Origin of the sequence: Vibrio crassostreae, from assembly GCF_041439375.1 — a bacterium.
GTDB lineage: Bacteria > Pseudomonadota > Gammaproteobacteria > Enterobacterales > Vibrionaceae > Vibrio > Vibrio crassostreae_D.
The window spans coordinates 47,241-63,322 of the sequence record NZ_JBGONY010000028.1 but is presented as its reverse complement, the minus strand read 5'-3'; the positions used below and the strand labels follow the sequence as shown (position 1 = coordinate 63,322).

General features: G+C 44.9%; 10 protein-coding genes. 4 read left to right on the top strand and 6 right to left on the bottom strand.

Annotated features, from left to right (window positions below; translation table 11 throughout):
* Positions 1 to 520 precede the first annotated feature (520 nt).
* The 4 genes from trxB (at position 521) to ACED45_RS13265 (ending at position 6,781) form a co-directional block, all read left to right on the top strand.
* Complete coding sequence (gene trxB / locus ACED45_RS13280; RefSeq protein ID WP_004733400.1) at positions 521 to 1,480, top strand: thioredoxin-disulfide reductase; 960 nt, start codon at positions 521 to 523, stop codon at positions 1,478 to 1,480.
* 161 nt (positions 1,481 to 1,641) lie between these two features.
* The gene (cydD, locus tag ACED45_RS13275; RefSeq protein WP_371714225.1) at positions 1,642 to 3,426 is read left to right on the top strand and encodes a heme ABC transporter permease/ATP-binding protein CydD; all 1,785 of its coding nucleotides are present in this window, start codon (positions 1,642 to 1,644) and stop codon (positions 3,424 to 3,426) included.
* A complete protein-coding gene (gene cydC / locus ACED45_RS13270; protein ID WP_102416836.1) occupies positions 3,419 to 5,140 on the top strand; it encodes a heme ABC transporter ATP-binding protein/permease CydC in 1,722 nt (573 codons plus the stop codon). The genes cydD and cydC overlap by 8 nt, the downstream gene beginning before the upstream one ends.
* A 225-nt stretch (positions 5,141 to 5,365) precedes the next feature.
* Positions 5,366 to 6,781 (top strand): hypothetical protein, encoded by a 1,416-nt coding sequence (locus ACED45_RS13265; protein WP_371714224.1) that lies wholly within the window; start codon positions 5,366 to 5,368, stop codon positions 6,779 to 6,781.
* 132 nt (positions 6,782 to 6,913) lie between these two features.
* On the opposite strand, the gene ACED45_RS13260 is transcribed toward ACED45_RS13265, so the two are convergent.
* The 6 genes from ACED45_RS13260 to ACED45_RS13235 all read right to left on the bottom strand — a co-directional run bounded on the left by ACED45_RS13260 (position 6,914) and on the right by ACED45_RS13235 (position 16,078).
* Positions 6,914 to 8,797: a methyl-accepting chemotaxis protein gene (locus tag ACED45_RS13260; protein ID WP_371714223.1), complete on the bottom strand. Its 1,884-nt coding sequence runs from the start codon at positions 8,795 to 8,797 to the stop codon at positions 6,914 to 6,916.
* A gap of 296 nt (positions 8,798 to 9,093) precedes the next feature.
* Positions 9,094 to 10,665 carry a BCCT family transporter gene (locus ACED45_RS13255; RefSeq protein WP_371714222.1) on the bottom strand — a complete coding sequence of 524 codons (1,572 nt, stop codon included), beginning with the start codon at positions 10,663 to 10,665 and terminating at the stop codon, positions 9,094 to 9,096.
* A 271-nt stretch (positions 10,666 to 10,936) separates the two neighbouring features.
* On the bottom strand, positions 10,937 to 12,535 hold the full coding sequence (locus tag ACED45_RS13250) for a BCCT family transporter (RefSeq protein ID WP_371714221.1): 1,599 nt from the start codon (positions 12,533 to 12,535) through the stop codon (positions 10,937 to 10,939).
* Positions 12,536 to 12,703: 168 nt separating this feature from the next.
* Positions 12,704 to 13,342, bottom strand: a complete 639-nt coding sequence (locus ACED45_RS13245) for a response regulator transcription factor (protein ID WP_048659561.1) — start codon at positions 13,340 to 13,342, stop codon at positions 12,704 to 12,706.
* On the bottom strand, positions 13,335 to 14,690 hold the full coding sequence (locus ACED45_RS13240) for a cache domain-containing protein (protein WP_371714220.1): 1,356 nt from the start codon (positions 14,688 to 14,690) through the stop codon (positions 13,335 to 13,337). Before ACED45_RS13240 ends, ACED45_RS13245 begins: the two co-directional genes overlap by 8 nt.
* Before the next feature lie 104 nt (positions 14,691 to 14,794).
* Complete coding sequence (locus tag ACED45_RS13235; protein WP_123309824.1) at positions 14,795 to 16,078, bottom strand: TRAP transporter large permease; 1,284 nt, start codon at positions 16,076 to 16,078, stop codon at positions 14,795 to 14,797.
* Positions 16,079 to 16,082: the final 4 nt, after the last annotated feature.

Genomic DNA, 16,082 nt, shown 5'->3' with positions numbered 1-16,082 from the left:
AGAAATACGCGAAACGGGGTAGTTCTATCTTTAAATTTAATTACGCAACAAAGCCACTTGGTTATGCAACAAGAAGATAAGACAACCATAAATCCCCCAACACTTCTAGTTTCAAGTTGCTTTGCGTAACCTAAAACGTAAAAATTAACTCAAACGCCTTAAATTGCTCTAGCCAGAACTTGCCGATGGTTTTAACTTCCTGTGAATCTACTTCGAATTAACTTTAATCTTTATCTCTCCAACAATTTATCCTTATTAAAGAGAAGATTTTATGGCGACAAATTGGCGACAAAATCCCCCTAAATGCAAAGCTATATGTTTTTATATACTGAAATTAATCGTGTAACCTATTGATATTTCGCTAACACATTGAAATACAAGACAGTCGTTTAGTTCGGTTAAGTTCTAACCTATAACGATTAATTACACTTCAGCCCTTGTTTACACTTTTATTGCCTCCATATTTTCCATACAATCCTAAGCGATTATAAATAAAAACAATTTCAATTTCGGAGTCCTCATGAGCGACGTAAAGCACTGTAATTTATTGATTCTTGGTTCTGGCCCTGCTGGCTATACAGCTGCAGTTTACGCTGCTCGTGCAAACCTAAACCCAGTACTTGTTACGGGTATGCAGCAAGGTGGTCAGCTTACGACCACAACAGAAGTGGAAAACTGGCCGGGTGATGCTGAAGGTTTAACGGGTCCAGCTCTAATGGATCGCATGAAAGAGCACGCAGAGCGCTTTGAAACAGAGATCCTGTTCGACCACATTAACGAAGTAGACCTTTCAAACCGCCCTTTCCGTCTTAAAGGCGATTCAGGCGAGTACACGTGTGATGCGTTGATCATCTCAACGGGCGCATCAGCTAAGTACTTAGGTTTAGATTCTGAAGAAGCATTCAAAGGCCGCGGCGTTTCTGCTTGTGCAACGTGTGACGGTTTCTTCTACCGCAACCAGAAAGTAGCGGTTGTGGGTGGCGGTAACACCGCTGTTGAAGAAGCACTTTACCTGTCTAACATCGCGTCTGAAGTTCATCTAGTTCACCGCCGTGACACGTTCCGCGCTGAAAAGATCCTAGTGAAGCGTTTAATGGACAAAGTAGAGAACGGCAACATTGTTCTTCACACTGATCGCACGCTAGACGAAGTTCTGGGCGACGACATGGGCGTAACGGGCGTTCGTATTAAAGATACTCAGTCTGATAAGACAGAAGATATCGAAGTAATGGGCGCGTTCATTGCTATCGGTCACCAGCCAAACACTGAAATCTTCAAAGGCCAAGTCGACATGAAAGATGACTACATCATCGTTCAGTCTGGTCTTGAAGGTAACGCGACACAGACAAGCATCCCTGGCGTATTCGCTGCGGGTGACGTAATGGACCACAACTACCGCCAAGCAATCACTTCTGCTGGTACTGGTTGTATGGCTGCACTGGATGCTGAACGCTTCCTAGATGGCCTTAACGATAAGTAAATCTGAGATTGCAGATTTGATTATCGGTGCTCTCGCCTCAGTAGATGCAGGGCGTCATCACATTTTGTTGTAAATCCCTAGAGCCCAGTGGTATATCCACTGGGCTTTCTTTTGTATACTAGCCGCCCTCAACAAATAATAATTATCATTAAGCCTTCATAATGGATAAGAAAAAACAACGCAGCTTGAACAAGTGGCTTAAGCAACAGAGTAAGTTAGCGAAACGCTGGCTTATGATTGCGATTAGCCTTGGCGTACTTTCAAGCGTGTTTTTAATTGCTCAAGCAGCTCTTCTCGCCTCTATTCTTCACCAGCTGATCATCGAGAATGTCGATAAGTCTGAACTGGTTGGTCATTTCGCAGGCTTGGCATTATCGGTCGTTGGCCGTGCGGGCTGTACATGGGGTCGTGAAATCGCAGGTTATCGCTGTGGTGAACAAATACGTGTCTACATAAGGCAACTCATCCTAGATAAATCACGTGAGTTAGGCCCTGCTTACATTAAAGGTAAACCTGCCGGTACGTGGGCAACGCTATTGCTAGAGCAAGTAGAAGACATGCAAGACTTCTTCTCTCGTTACTTACCTCAGATGTCTTTGTCGGTAATGATTCCATTCATTATTTTGGTCGTGGTGTTCCCAGTTAACTGGGCAGCAGGTCTGATCTTCTTGATTACTGCGCCACTGGTGCCGATGTTCATGGCATTGGTTGGTATGAAAGCAGCCGATGCAAACCGTAAAAACTTCAAAGCGCTTCAGCGTCTTTCAGGTCACTTTTACGACCGTTTGCAATCAATGACAACCATCCGTCTATTTGATCGTACCAACGCTGAAACAGAAGTATTGAAAGGTGCATCTGAAGTGTTCAGAACGCGTACCATGGATGTGTTGAAAATCGCTTTCTTGTCTTCTGCTGTGCTTGAGTTCTTCACGTCGATCTCTATTGCGATGACGGCAGTTTACTTTGGTTTCACCTACATTGGTGAGCTGAACTTTGGCCACTACGGTGCAGGCATTACGCTATTCGCTGGTTTGTTTATCCTTATCTTAGCGCCAGAGTTTTACCAACCTCTACGTGACTTAGGTACTTTCTACCACGCGAAGCAACAAGCGGTTGGCGCAGCCGAAAGTATTGTCGAGTTCCTAGAAACCGACATCACTAAGGTTAAATCAGGCGACACTCAACTCGATCCGGCTCAAGGCATCAATATTGAAGCTCAAGATCTCAAAGTATTAAGTCCTGAAGGTGTTCAATTGGTTGGTCCTATCTCGTTCGCGCTTAACACTCGACAGTCGACTGCGTTAGTTGGCCCAAGTGGTGCGGGTAAAACGAGTTTGATCAACGCTATTCTTGGTTTCATGCCTTATGAAGGAAGCTTGAAAATCAATGGCATTGAACTGCGTGATTTAGACTTGGTATCTTGGCGCAAGACGATCAGCTGGGTTGGTCAAAACCCATTGTTGCTTCACGGCAGCATTCGTGACAACGTCACTCTGGGTAAGCAAGATATCACTGACCAAACTGTTCAAAACGCACTTGAGCAATCTTTTGCTAACGAATTTGTAAACGAGCACGGCTTGGATTACATGATCTCTGACCGTTCAGGTGGCCTATCTGTTGGTCAATCTCAGCGTTTGGCCTTGGCTCGTGCAATGATTCAAGACGGCCAATTCTGGTTGTTAGATGAACCCACTGCCAGCCTAGATACTCGCAGTGAGCAGCTCGTGATGAAAGGCATCAACAGCAACATCGAAAGTCGCACTGCCCTGCTTGTGACGCACCAACTTGCTCCTCTTCAATCGGTCGATAACATTCTGGTTATGCGCGATGGTGGTCTTGTGGAACAAGGTCATTACTCTCAGCTCTCGACTGCGGGTGGTTTATTCGAAGAGATGCTAAACGCGAACTTAGCTCAACAAGACAATAAGGGTAATTTAGATGCGTGATTTACTGCCTTACCTGAAACTCTATAAAAAGCATTGGTTTGGCCTATCGCTAGGCATGCTATTGGCTTTTGCTACTTTGTCGGCTTCTATCGGCTTGTTAACGCTATCGGGTTGGTTCATTTCAGCTTCTGCGGTTGCTGGTCTTACGATTGCGCGTGAAACCTTCAACTACATGCTACCGGGCGGTGGTGTACGTGGTTTGGCAATGAGCCGTACTGCTGGTCGTTGGGGTGAACGTGTTGTGAGCCACAATGCGACATTCAAACTACTGACGGATCTGCGTATCTTCTTCTTCAAGAAGCTGGCTCCGCTGATCCCAGGTCGTATCTCAAACCTTCGTGACGCTGACCTACTTAACCGCTTAGTTGCTGACGTCGACGCAATGGACCACGTTTACTTGCGCTTAGTAAGCCCTGTGACAGTGGGTGTGTTGGGTATCTTCTTCCTGACTCTGTTCTTGATGTGGTTCGATAGCTCACTAGGTTTGATCTTAGGTTCTATCCTTCTGATCATGCTGTTGGTTTGGCCAATCTTGTTCTACAAACTGGGCAAGCGTAACGGCGGCGAACTGACACAGAACAAAGCGGATCTTCGTGTGACTACTCTAGATTGGATTGAAGGCTACAGCGAACTGACTCTGTTCGGTGCGGAAGAGCGTTACCGTAATGCGATTCTAGAAACACAGCAGAAGCTGATGGCGAATCAGTTTGTGAACGCTAACCTAACCGGTATGGCTTCAGCAGCGCTAATGCTTTTCAATGGTTTGACGCTTGTTCTTATGCTTTGGCTTGCGGCTGACGGTGTGGGTGGTAATGCACCAGACCCGTTCATCGCGCTAATGGCGTTCGCTACTATGGCAAGTTTTGAATTGTTGATGCCAATTGCAGGTGCGTTCCAGCATTTAGGTCAAACTCTGTCTTCAGCACGTCGCTTGAACGAGGTTATTCTGTCAGAGCCTGAAGTTCAGTTCGCTGAAGAGAAGCTCGACATCAACAAGCCGCTTGATATTACGTTCTCAAACGTGACGTTCAACTACCCTGACTCTGAGCGCAGTGTTCTGAACGCTGTTGACCTAACTATCCCAGCAACGAACAAGGTTGCGATTGTGGGTCAAACGGGTTCTGGTAAATCGACACTGATTCAGCTTCTAACTCGCTACTGGGATCCGAAAAAGGGTTACATCTCTATCGCGGGCATTGAGCTGACACAATGGAACGAATCACAACTTCGTGAATCTATCAGTGTGGTAAGCCAGCGTGTCGACATCTTAAACGGCACTCTGCGTGACAACTTGTTGATTGCAAAACCAGACGCCAATGATGATCACCTAGCTAACATCCTTAAAGACGTTGGCCTAGAAAAGCTGCTTGAGAATAACGCACTTGATAGCTGGTTAGGTGACGGCGGTCGTCAACTGTCTGGTGGTGAGAAGCGCCGTATTGGTATTGCGCGTGCAATCCTTCATGACGCCCCTATCCTGCTTCTTGATGAGCCAACAGAAGGCTTAGATAAGCAAACTGAGCAGAGCATCATGGCGCTGTTCGAGAAGCACTTTGAAGGCAAGACAGTTATCTTCATTACGCACCGTTTGATTGGTCTGGAATCGATGGATTCTATCGTTCTGATTGAACAAGGCGAGATTGTAGAAAACGGCTCTCACGAGACACTGTTGAACGAAGAAGGACGCTATTTCCAACTTCGTCAGGCAATCTAGCTTCTCCTTAAGCTATAAAGAAAACCATTCAAAGCCCGAGTTTATGCTCGGGCTTTTTGTTTGTCTGTGATTCTAGTTTCGAGCAGCTCAAACAGATAACCACCGCCAATCACTTATTGCTTATTTGTAAGCACTATTAATACATTACTTACAAAAGCTTACTAAGAGCAAATACCATTTCTTGTAACATGCTGGCTTTATAGCTTGCAGATAACTTGGTCCCCTATGGTATACAAACTCACAATTCCAACTCTTGTTCTGACTACGATGCTCACTGCATGCGGCGGCAGCGACAGCAATAGCACGAGCGCGTCAAAGAATGTCATCGATGCATCAAGCGCTAGCTCAGTGGTTAGTTTAGGAAGCAATTACTCACTACAATTCAGCGTGAAATCGATTGCTGCGGGTACAGACAAAAACGTGAACATTGATATTACTCAGTATGGTAATAATCTAAAATCTAGCGGCAGCTTCGCACAAGTTCACGGCATTCCTGAGCGCAATTATAAAACCCAAAGCGATGCAGATATCACCTTATCTGTAACGGCAACAAACTCAGCGGGTAAAACGTTCGACGTTGACAATTTCAGTATTTACTACGAAAACTTTAACTCAACGAGCACTCTTGAAAAGCTTGCTATTGCAGAAGTTGAAAACAATATAAACAACGTCATTCGATGGAAAAAAGCGGATACCGTGACCATCAATAAGCAGTTCATTATTGATGCTACTGGCGACAAATTTAATATCGATCAAATGAGACCGATGAACCTTTACGTTCGTGTTGGTAACACGCTTAGTAACGGTATTCAATTTGTTCCATCCTTCGCGCAAAGTACGTCAGGGGCGTTTGCAATAGTCCCAACGAGTGATTGCTCTGTTATCTCAAACACGACAGGTGATTTGCTCGACAATGGCATCAAACAACGCACCTGCGTAGAAGCACACGGTTATAAAATTCCATTGTTGATTGAAGATAAAACTGTAAACAATTCGGAAGCAAAGGTCGCACACGTTAAGAACATCATGCAGTATTACCTTGATAGCTTCCCTGCAGAAGTCACCAAGGCCATTTACGATAGTAAAGCTGCGATGGCATTCTTTTACGATGAAGATTGGGCTGATGGCCCGAATAGAGATGCAGGCGAATATTTAGATGAGAATTACCGTTTCCAAGATTTGTTCGCGACTGAAACCACAACCACGACAACAGGCGAGAACAAGCCGGACTTGGCAATGAAAAGAGACGCTGCGTTTGAAGAGATCATCCACTTTGTACACGATTACGGTGTGATGAATTTAGCGGTACAGTCATCTTCATCGAAATGGGGTGTGATGCAGAAAGAGTTAGATGAACTGAATGAGAAAGCGATTCTTGCAGGCTCTTACTTTCCAAACGGTAAAGACTCAACAATTGTCGAAGCTGATCTAGATGCTGAGTCTTACGATCAAGAGTACTTAGCTTACTCTCTGTATGCCTACTACGACGTGAACTATAAAGGCTACCGTGCTCAAGAGTTAAGTTCTGCGACGTTCACAGAGCTACAAGCAAACGACCCAGAGATGGTGAAGTTTATGGAAAAATACTTCCCTACTCGCGCTAATCTTAAAGCTAAGTTCCCAGGTTACCCGAACAACTAGTTTGGGTTCATGACTCTAACTAGCACACACAAAAAAGCCGAATGTGGTATCCACATTCGGCTTTTAAATAACGTTCTCGCGGATTAACTTAGTACGTTTTAGGGACCAAATTAATCACTGTTCGCTAAGCGCTTACAGCTTGAAGCGGCTGATTTCGCTTTCTAGCTCGTGAGACAGTTCAGAAAGCTGCGCAGCTTGCTCTGCAGCTTGGTGTGCTTCGTCTGCTAGCTCGTTAGATACGTCACGGATTCCTTCAGTGTTACGAGTAATCTCAGACGTTACTGACGCTTGCTCTTCTGCAGCTGAAGCAATCTGTGTCGCCATATCGCTGATGCGTTCAACAGCAGCATGGATTTGCGTCAGGCTTGCAGCCGCTGAGTTAGCGTCATCAACACTTGTTTCAGCAAGTGTACGGCTATCGTTCATGATGTTAACCGCTTTGCCTGTTGTACCTTGTAGCAACTCAATCGTTTGTTGAATTTCTTGCGTTGAACCGTGTGTACGTTGGCTCAGAACACGAACTTCATCCGCTACTACCGCGAAACCACGACCTTGCTCACCAGCACGCGCTGCTTCAATAGCGGCGTTAAGTGCAAGTAGGTTCGTTTGTTCAGCAATACCTTGAATGTTAGACAGGATAGCGTTGATGCTGTTGCCGTGCTCTTCAAGTTCTAGAATCACGTTCGTTGCAATTTGAACTTCTTGAGCAAGGTTTTGGATAGAGCTTTGCGTCTGTGTCACCTGACCAGTACCGTGCTCACACGCGCCAACCGCTTCAGATGAGTTCTGTGCAGTATGGTCTGCGTTACCCGCGATCTCTTGTGTTGCTGCAGCCATTTCGTTAACGGCTGTTGCTACCATGTTGATCTCGTCTTGTTGCATTTGGATACGAGCACTACGTTCTTCAGCTTGAGAAGCCGTTTGACGTGCTTGGTTACCCAGCGCAGCAGATACTTCGCTTAGCTTGATCACCATGGTGTGCATATTGCCCACAAAACGGTTGAAGTTTGCAGCAAGCTGACCAATCTCGTCGTCGCTCTTAGGCTCAAGACGTTGAGTAAGGTCGCCCTCACCTGAAGCAATTTCTTCAAGAGCAGCTGAAACACGGTTTAGGTCGCGGAATAGGAAGCTCACTAACCAAGACACAAGTACGATTACGATTAGCGTGATAATTACAGCAGTGATGATCAGCTGAGTAAGTAGCGTTGAGTGGTTCGCTTCTTCTGTTGCTTTGTCCATCTGAACCGCGAAGATCCAGTTACTGTTAGGCACCTTCGTGAAGTAAAGCAGCTTCTCAGCACCGCGCTCTTTGATGATCTCGATACTACCCGTACGCACTGCGTTCTCGATAATAGGCATAGAGATGTCATTAGAAAGTTGGCTTACCGGCTTCAAGCTTAATGCTGAATCTGGGTGAGCTAGGAATGTGCCGTCAGAGGCATCAATTAGCATTGCGTATGCATTGTCACCAACATCAAGGCTGATTACATCGTTAACCAGTTGGTCGATAAGTACGTCTGCACCAACAACGCCAACAAGCTTACCGTTGTGGCGAACAGGTTCAGCAATCGTTACTAGAAGCGCTTTAGTAATCGCATCTTGGTAAGCAGTGGTGATGATTTGCTTACCTGCAGCGTTTGCTTCTTGGTACCAAGGACGTTGACGAGGATCGTAATCTGCACGATTACGTTCAGGGTGTGAACGGTACATCCCGCCTTCTGGAGTACCTAAAAAGATATCGTCAAAGCCACCCGCTACACGAGCTTGCTTGAGGAAAGGAACAACATCACTTTCTCGTGAAAACTCATTAAATGCTGATGCGATATCGGTACGGATATCAATCCAGTTCTTAATACCTTCAGATGCTGCTTCAGATACGCTTTCAGCTCGTAGGTATACGCCATTACGAGTCTGTTCAAATAATTGGTTTGCTGACAACCAAGTCAACGCTGTAGCCATAACGACAACAGCAGATAGGCTAGCACCTATCAACTTCTGCTTTAGTGTTAGTTTCATGTCAAAGTTTCACGAGTGGTGGGAAATCCCGCGCATACTACCCAATATCAGTATTAAATTCGAGCGATTTCACAATTTAATATCGGAATATAATTTTAAGCAAACCATAAGCTTACCTAATGTCAATTCCTTGGCTTGTCGCCAAATTTAAGGCGCTATTTACTATGTGATTATTAGAAATAATGTCAGATTTAGTACGGTAAAAAAACAAAAAGGCAGAAGAGTTTCCTCTTCTGCCTTCATATTATTTACCGCTCTACTGCGTATAAATTGCAGTAGATTTTAGCTTAGAAAGCCTAGCGTTTTTCTGTACGCATACCCATTAGCAAGCTCACACACATCAGTAATAGAATGATGGTGAATGGCAATGCCGTCGAGATTGCACCCGCTTGTAGAGCTTGTACTGCTTCAGTACCACCAACCCACAATAGAGCGACAGCAATCGCACCTTCAAGGAACGCCCAGAACACACGTTGAGGCACAGGCGTATCAACTTTACCACCCGCGGTGATGCTATCGATTACTAGAGAGCCTGAGTCAGACGATGTAATGAAGAAGACTAAAACCAATACAACCGCAATGATTGAAAGCAGAGTACCAAATGGTAATACATCAAACATTTGGAACATCGCTAGCGATACATCGGTTAAACCTTCTTGACCAAGAATACCAATGTTATTCACGATTTGGTCAATCGCCATACCACCAAACACTGACATCCAAATGATAGTCACGGTAGTCGGTACAATCAGTACTGCTGTGATGAACTCACGAACCGTACGACCTTTAGAAACACGAGCGATAAACATACCTACGAATGGTGACCATGAGATCCACCAAGCCCAGTAGAATACCGTCCAACCGTGTAGCCAAGCTTCATCTTCACGGCCGTGAGGGTTACTCAGCGGAATGATGTTTTCGATGTATGCCATCAATGTTGTTGGGATTGAACCCAGCGTCACTGCATAACCGATTAGCGCAACTAAGATCAGCAGTAAGAAAGCTACTAGCATATTGATATTACTGATAACTTTAACGCCACCATCAATACCACGAAGTACGGAGACAACCGCTAATAAAGTCACCACTGTAATAACAATGACTTGCAGCCCTAAGCCCGCTTCAATACCGAATACATGCTGAATACCACTTGCCGCTTGTTGTGCACCTAGGCCAAGCGATGTCGCCAAACCGAATAGGGTTGCAAGAACTGCAAGAATATCAACAATGTGACCTGCCCAGCCCCAAGCTCTATCACCTAAGATTGGGTAAAAGATAGAACGAATTGAAAGAGGTAATCCCTTGTTGTAAGAGAAGAAAGCAAGTGACAATGCCACTACACCATAAATCGCCCAAGGGTGCAGTCCCCAGTGATACATGGTTGCACCTAGTGCTAGCTTAGCCGCTTCTGGTGTATTCGCTTCAACACCTAACGGCGTTTCATACCAACCTGTGTAGTAAGCAGCTGGCTCCGCCACACTCCAGAACATCAAACCGATACCCATACCTGCAGCGAACAGCATGGACAACCAAGACATGAATGAGTAATCAGCGGTTGCATCAACGCCACCTAGGCGGATTTTACCAAATGGAGAAACAATCAAGCCCAAGCAAAAAATAACGAAAATGTTACCGGACCAGATGAACAGCCAATCAAATGAATTGATAATTTGCCATTTAACACCATCTAGTGCTGCCTTTACTGAAGCGGTATCTGTAAGTAGAACACCGATCAAGAATAAGGCGATAAGTCCCGCACTGATACCAAATACTGGGTTATGAACATCAAAACCCCATTTTTGGACGTTATCTTGACCAACAGTGTAATCCGTACTGTCGATACTGTATTTATCTATACCTTTAGTCATTATCCCTCTCTACGGAATACTAATAGGGTCTATTGACCTCGTATCCCTTACTTACCTGCGACTTAATTACAAACTCGAACATACAATCCAAGTAGTACAAGCTGTTGTCACAATAATTCAAATACTTGGATGTCTGAAGTTTAGCAGGTTAAGTTGTTGTTTTCAGTAAACCAGAATCGGTTCGATGAAATTACAAACAAAATCCACGTAATTACTCAAGTTTATGACGAAAAAAAGGTCGACCATGCCGACCTTTTTATCAAAAATACTTTCAACTCAAAGCATTTTGATGCTTAACCAATTGATTTTCAGTTCGTAAACCTAACAATAAGCTTAGGCACATAAGCAATAATATGAAGGCAAATGGTAGCGCCATTGATACCGTTCCAGCTTGTAATGCTTGAATAGATTCCGTACCACCAACCCACAATAGAACCGCTGCAATCGCACCGCCCATCAACGCCCAAAATACGCGTTGTGGAACAGGGGCATCGACTTTACCGCCAGAGGTAATACTATCGATAACCAATGAACCTGAATCAGACGAGGTGATAAAGAACACCATAATCAACCCAATCGATACCACTGAAAGCACAGAGCTCATTGGCAGTGCATCGTAAGTATGGAAAAGAGAAAGTGTAATATCTTGCAGACCATTCACACCAATCTCACCCACCTTGTTCGCCACTTGATCAATCGCGATACCACCAAAAATAGCCATCCAGATGATGATTACGGTCGTTGGGATGAACAATACAGCAACGATGAATTCACGAATCGTACGACCTTTAGAGATACGAGCGATGAACATGCCTACGAATGGAGACCAAGACATCCACCACGCCCAGTAGAATACCGTCCAACCTTGCATCCACGTTTCATCATCACGACCATGAGGATTACTTAAAGGAATGAAGTTTTCAATGTAGCCCATTAGAGCGGTTGGGATAGCTTTAATACCCGCCATGCCACCAGCGATGGTTACGAAGATAAGCAAGCCCAAAGCAACCAGCATGTTGACGTTACTTAGTACTTTTACGCCACCATTGATGCCACGAACAACGGACATTGTCGCTAAGAAAGTGACCACTGCGATAACAACCAGTTGCATGCCAATACCGCCATCGGTACCAAATACATGGTTAATACCACTTGTTGCTTGTTGAGCACCTAAACCCAGTGAAGTTGCAAGACCAAACAGTGTTGCAAGCACAGCAACGATATCAACAATATGACCAAACCAACCCCAAGTTCTATCACCCAATAGTGGGTAAAAGATTGAGCGAATTGAAAGCGGTAAGCCTTTATTGAATGTGAAGAAAGCGAGGGCTAGAGCAACAACAGCGTAAATCGACCAACCGTGAAGACCCCAGTTGTAGATGGTTGCACCTAATGCCAACTTAGCTGCTTCAGGAGAATAAGCTTCAACACCGAGCGGTGTTTCATACCAACCAGTAAAGTAAGCGACGGGTTCAGCTACACCCCAGAACATCAGGCCAATACCCATTCCTGCCGCGAATAACATCGACATCCAAGACAGGTTAGAGTGCTCTGCTTTGGCATCATTGCCACCAATACGTATCTTGCCATACGGGGAGACAATGAGGGCAAAACAGAAAATTACGAAGATGTTTGCTGCCCACATGAAGAAACCATCGAAGTTACCGATGACTTTCCATTTGATTCCATCAAGCGCCGCTTTTGCGGTTTCAGGGTCTGAGACTAGAAGTGCCAACAGGAAGATAATGATCGCTCCTGCACTGATTCCAAATACTGGGTTATGAACATCGAACCCCCATTTCTGAACGTTATCTTGTCCTACTGTATAATCGGTATTTTCAATACTATACCTATCTTTTACAGGCTCCATGCTTCCTCTCTAATTTGCAGCGCACTGTTTGCAACATTGCATTCGGCGCTTAAATTTCGAAAAGAAGAATATCAACCTGTCGCAAAAATACTAAAAATCCTCCATAAAGGAGGCCTAAATTACACATTTAGTAATTAAATTACACATTTAATGTAATTTAGCGTAAGATCAGTCCACAAGCCCGGAGCTGACTGCGTATTTAGCGAGCTCTGCTGTAGAGTGAATATCTAGCTTATGCTTAATATTTTGTCTATGGGTTTCGACCGTTCGATAGCTGATATTCAGTGCCTTCGCGACCTCTTTACTGCTCTCCCCTTTCGCGACTAATTTCAATACCGCTTCTTCACGTCTGCTCAATGGATTCTTCACAGATTGCGTCGGAGTAATTGGCTGAGTAAACAAATTCTGCGTTACTTTTTCACAGAAATAGGTCGAGCCTTGATTGACGGTTTTGATTGCCTGCACCATTTTTTCAGCCGAAATCTCTTTCAACATATAGCCGACCGCACCCGACTGCATCACCTTCATGATGTATTCACGGTTGTTATGCATGGTCAGCATCAACACCTTGGCTTCAGGGTCTTCTTCTTTAATCAGGTGGGTCGCATCAATACCATTCATGATAGGCATGCTAATATCCATCAGCACCACATCAGGGCGCAGCGTTTTCACTGTCTCAACCGCTTCTAATCCATTACTGGCTGTGCCTATCACGCTAATATCAGGCTCGAGTTCTAATCTCGCCATAAAGCCATCCAGTACGACTTGGTGATCGTCAGCAATCACAACTCGAATAACTTCACTCATTCACTAATCCTTCTAGTGTCAGTAACACTGTAATTTCCGTTCCGAAACCAATCTCACTCATCAACTCAAAATCACCGCCGATGAACTCCACTCGCTCTCTCATGTTACGCAGTCCGATCCCTCGTTTCTCCATCGCTTTATAGGTATTGAAACCAACACCGTTATCTTGGATAAGCAGTTGCAACACGTTGCCAATTTGCTGAGCGATAACCGTTACCTTGGTCGCTTGCGCGTGTTTCTCTATGTTGTTCAATGACTCTTGCACCACTCGATACAAGGTCGTTGCGGCTTCTGATTTTAACTTACCCGGTTGAGTGCTAAATAAAGTTTCCACCTCAATACCGGAGTGCGCCTGAAAATCTAATAACAACGAAGACAATGCCGCTTCTAAGCCTATGTCATCCAGTGAACTTGGGCGAAGTTGATGTGAAATGTGCCTCACCTCTTCAATCGCTCGCATCAGTGAATGCTGTGACTTATTCAAATGTGCTTTGAGATCCTCACTCTGTAGCTTATTACCGAGTAGCTCTAAGTGACAACGACTCGACACTAATAATTGGTTAATACCATCATGTAACTCACGTGCTAGGTGTTTCTTCTCGTCTTCTTGGAACATCACCGTCTTATGCGCCAGTTCTTTGAGGTTGTTATCGGCAATACGATGTTCATGCATGTTGATGGCTAAGGTAAGCACGATAATAACCGCCACCGTCACACTCAAAATCACCACAATAGAAAAGAACGTGGTTTCAATATTCTTGTTTATCTCAGCCTGCATTGAAGCCACTTCTTGGTGCACATCTTCAATATACAAACCGGTGCCAATCATCCAATCCCAGCGTTCTAGCCATGCGGCGTAACTCAACTTAGACACCACCTCACCCGTCGATGGCTTTTGCCACAAATATTGGTGAAAACCACCTCCGGTTTGCGCCTCTCTTAACAGAGCTTCTATCAGAAAGTCGCCATCCTCATCTTGCAGTTGCAGTAGGTTTTGACCTATCAACTCTGGCTGTATTGGATGAACCAAGTTGGTCCCGTGGCGATCATAGGCGAAGAAATACCCATCAGAGCCATATCTAAGTTTAGACAATATGGTTCGAACTTCTTTTTTGGCTTGAGCTTCTTGGATATTTGGATCGTTATAGATGTGTTCTATGGCATCGAACGCAAGGTCAACCGTGTCTTTGAGGGCGTTTTCGCGCGACTTGATTAGGCTATCTCTAAAGATCTCAACTTCTTTATCACCCAATGTCTTGGTTTGATGTAACGAGATCCAGCTGATACTCGCCGTTACGAGTAGCAACGGGAGCAGCGTCAGCAAAATCAGCTTGGCTTTTAGAGGCATTCCTTTCCCTCACAAAAAACGGCTTACTGAACATCAATAAGCCGTTTTACTTTATCAATTTATAGATAGTCGTTGAAACATATCATTCACATTCTAGGCTTCACTCACATTCCATAGAAAGAAGGGAAAGCGAGAAGTGATCCAAGTACGAGGATTTGAATCAGAATGAACGGCATCACGCCACGATAAATGTCCTTGGTCGTCACGCCTTTTGGTGCTACCCCTTTTAAATAGAACAGACTAAAACCAAATGGCGGCGTTAAGAAAGAGGTTTGTAGGTTCATCGCGATAAGGATAGCGAACCATGTCATGTTGATGCCCATCAGTTCAGCAACTGGCGCAATGATCGGCACGATGATGAAACAGATCTCTACGAAGTCGATAAAGAAACCCAAAATCAAAATCACCAACATAGTAATGATCAGGAAGCCCCATTTCTCACCTGGCAGTTGTAGCATCCACTCTTCAACCAGATAATCACCACCCGTGTAGGTAAACGCCATTGAGAATGCCGTCGCACCCAACAAGATAGCGAATACCATCGCTGTGACTTTCACCGTCTCTTTAGACGCGTCATACACCATCGACCAACTGAATTGACCGTATAGCAAAGCAAGTACCATCGCACCTGCACCACCGAGAGCAGCAGACTCTGTAGGCGTAGCAACACCCGCAAAGATTGAACCCAGTACCACTATGATTAACGCGAGAGGTGGAAGAATCGCTTTAAGTGCATCTAACACTTCTTGCTTACGGCTGATTGAATCATCTCGCTCAATCGGTTGAGCCGCTTCAGGGTGGAGCTTGGCGTATATCAAGATATAAAGGATGTACGCGCCAACTAACATCACGCCCGGCCAAATTGCGGCTTGGAACAAGTCACCAACAGGCACGCCAAGAACATCGCCTAATAGAATCAAAACGATAGATGGCGGGATGATTTGCCCTAACGTACCAGACGCACAAATAGTGCCGCAGGCTAAGCCTTTATCGTAATTGTATTTGAGCATTACCGGCAATGAGATAAGTCCCATTGCAACAACAGAAGCACCAACGACGCCAGTAGAAGCCGCAAGCAGTGAACCTACTAGTACGGTTGAAATCGCGATACCACCACGAACACCACCAAACAATCGCCCCATAGACTCAAGCAACTGCTCAGCAAGCTTGGTCTTTTGCAGAACAAGCCCCATGAAAACAAACAATGGAACGGCCATCAGCACCGTGTTTTCCATGATTGATTGAATTCGATATGGCATGAAGGCAAACATTTCGATGCCCTCAGCCCAAACACCAAAGATTAACGCGATACCACCAAAGGTAAACGCTACTGGGAAGCCAAGTAAAAGTGCAAACAAGGCTACGAAAAACATTACTATTCCAATCATGTTC

What these genes read in the sequence shown, in the direction of transcription:
- trxB (WP_004733400.1), top strand. Translation starts at nt 521, where the DNA reads ATGAGCGACGTAAAGCACTGTAATTTATTGATTCTTGGTTCTGGCCCT.
- cydD (WP_371714225.1), top strand. Translation starts at nt 1,642, where the DNA reads ATGGATAAGAAAAAACAACGCAGCTTGAACAAGTGGCTTAAGCAACAG.
- cydC (WP_102416836.1), top strand. Translation starts at nt 3,419, where the DNA reads ATGCGTGATTTACTGCCTTACCTGAAACTCTATAAAAAGCATTGGTTT.
- ACED45_RS13265 (WP_371714224.1), top strand. Translation starts at nt 5,366, where the DNA reads ATGGTATACAAACTCACAATTCCAACTCTTGTTCTGACTACGATGCTC.
- ACED45_RS13260 (WP_371714223.1), bottom strand. Translation starts at nt 8,797, where the DNA reads ATGAAACTAACACTAAAGCAGAAGTTGATAGGTGCTAGCCTATCTGCT.
- ACED45_RS13255 (WP_371714222.1), bottom strand. Translation starts at nt 10,665, where the DNA reads ATGACTAAAGGTATAGATAAATACAGTATCGACAGTACGGATTACACT.
- ACED45_RS13250 (WP_371714221.1), bottom strand. Translation starts at nt 12,535, where the DNA reads ATGGAGCCTGTAAAAGATAGGTATAGTATTGAAAATACCGATTATACA.
- ACED45_RS13245 (WP_048659561.1), bottom strand. Translation starts at nt 13,342, where the DNA reads ATGAGTGAAGTTATTCGAGTTGTGATTGCTGACGATCACCAAGTCGTA.
- ACED45_RS13240 (WP_371714220.1), bottom strand. Translation starts at nt 14,690, where the DNA reads ATGCCTCTAAAAGCCAAGCTGATTTTGCTGACGCTGCTCCCGTTGCTA.
- ACED45_RS13235 (WP_123309824.1), bottom strand. Translation starts at nt 16,078, where the DNA reads ATGATTGGAATAGTAATGTTTTTCGTAGCCTTGTTTGCACTTTTACTT.